This is a genomic window from Streptococcus parasanguinis, assembly GCF_001074805.1.
Lineage (GTDB): Bacteria > Bacillota > Bacilli > Lactobacillales > Streptococcaceae > Streptococcus > Streptococcus parasanguinis_A.
The window spans coordinates 1-1633 of the sequence record NZ_JUPI01000111.1 but is presented as its reverse complement, the minus strand read 5'-3'; the positions used below and the strand labels follow the sequence as shown (position 1 = coordinate 1633).

Below are 1633 nucleotides of genomic sequence, written 5' to 3'. Positions count from 1 at the left end.
TCTCTGGGAAAGTCACAACTGGAGTAAGCTCTTTTTTATAGAGGAACATGGTTCCAGCGTAGCCTTTGCGAGCTGGCTCTTGAGAAGAGCGCCAAGTGTTTTCATATTGAGGGAAGAGCTCCTCAAGGATTTCGAGGTGTTTTTTAGTAGGACCTTTGGCGGATAACTTGGTTTCTTGAATGGCAATGATATCTGCATCCTCAGAAACCAAGGTTTGGAGGACTTCTTGAGAGAGTTTGGCGCGTGCTGAATCACTAGTTAATGCAGCATTAAGCGAGTCGATATTCCATGAAATGAGTTTCATTGTATTTCCTTTTCTTGACATGATAGATAATTTTATTATAACAAAAAATATATTTTTTTCTGATTAGAATGCCTTGAATTCTCCCCTGAAATCTATTATAATAGCTTGAATTCATTTGGAGAAAGGGAGTTCATTATGAAATTTTACTCTTATGACTATGTATTGAGTCAGATCAGCCAGCAAAATTGGGTGACTATTGGGATCTCTGGTTTGCTCATTCTACTGACTGGTTTTTTTGCGGTGAAAGCTTATCGGGAGAAGCACGATAGCAAATTCCGTGAATTATCCATTATCTCGATTTTGACTCTGGTTGCAGTGGTCTTGATCAGTATCAGCAATTTCCAAAATAGCCAAAGTAATAATGATCAGTTCCAACGCTCACTCCATTTTATTGAGGTCATCTCAAAGGAGTTGGATGTCAAAAAAGAAGATGTCTATGTCAATACTTCAGCAGCCACAGATGGGGCGATCCTGAAGGTTGGAGAGGTTTATTACCGAGCTATCGAAGGCTCTGACCCAGATAGCTACCTATTAGAAAAGATGGATCTGTATAAAACAGACGTGGAACTTGTGGAGGTGAACAAATGACAGTAGATTTTTTAGCCATTTTGATTAAATTAGCTATCGGCTTGATTTCCTTGGTATTTGTAATCAATGTGACCGGGAAAGGAAACTTAGCACCAAGTTCTGCAGTAGACCAGATACAGAACTTTGTTCTTGGGGGAATTATTGGTGGGGTCATCTACAATAGCTCCATTACTATTCTTCAATACATTGTGATTCTCTTGATGTGGACTATTTTGATCTTACTCTTAAAATGGCTCAATACCAATGTCCGTTTTATGAAGCACTTGATCGATGGCAAACCAACTGTCATTATCAAAAATGGGAAGCTTGATCCGGAAGCTTGTCGATCCAAGGGACTTTCTGCTTCAGACGTTGCCTTGAAATTGCGTTCACAAGGAATTTTCCAATTAAAGGGAGTGAAACGAGCTGTCATTGAACAAAACGGTCAAATGATCGTTGTCCGTGCGGGGGATGAAAATCCTAAATACCCAATCATTACGGATGGTGTGGTTCAGCTTGAAATTTTGGAAACAATTGGGAAAAGTGAAGAGTGGTTGCTAGCTGAATTGGAAAAAGAAGGCTATGACAACGTTTTGGATATTTTCATTGCTGAGTATGACAAAGGAAAAATCAATGTTGTGACTTATTAGAAGAAGAGATTGGGCGAGCCTGTCCAATCTCAAATTGAATACAAAATAGTCTTAAAAACTTTCCTTAGGTGAGTACGGACGTCAGCGAACTTCTACGAAGTTCCATGACTTA

3 protein-coding genes are annotated in these 1633 nt (G+C 39.3%); 2 read left to right on the top strand and 1 reads right to left on the bottom strand.

What is annotated here, in order from left to right; translation table 11 throughout:
- Positions 1–304: endonuclease/exonuclease/phosphatase family protein (locus tag ADI76_RS07490; protein WP_049515498.1), on the bottom strand; the 304-nt coding region annotated here is incomplete at its 3' end.
- Between the two features lie 135 nt (positions 305–439).
- Between ADI76_RS07490 and ADI76_RS07485 the strand changes: the two genes are divergently transcribed.
- Both ADI76_RS07485 and ADI76_RS07480 read left to right on the top strand, forming a co-directional pair.
- Entirely contained in the window at positions 440–892 is a 453-nt protein-coding gene (locus ADI76_RS07485) for a DUF3290 family protein (RefSeq protein WP_049515495.1), read from the top strand.
- Complete coding sequence (locus ADI76_RS07480; protein ID WP_049515494.1) at positions 889–1521, top strand: DUF421 domain-containing protein; 633 nt, start codon at positions 889–891, stop codon at positions 1519–1521. Before ADI76_RS07485 ends, ADI76_RS07480 begins: the two co-directional genes overlap by 4 nt.
- The last annotated feature ends 112 nt before the right edge of the window (positions 1522–1633 follow it).

Coding starts and splice junctions, on each gene's coding strand:
- ADI76_RS07485 (WP_049515495.1), top strand. CDS start 440: ATGAAATTTTACTCTTATGACTATGTATTGAGTCAGATCAGCCAGCAA.
- ADI76_RS07480 (WP_049515494.1), top strand. CDS start 889: ATGACAGTAGATTTTTTAGCCATTTTGATTAAATTAGCTATCGGCTTG.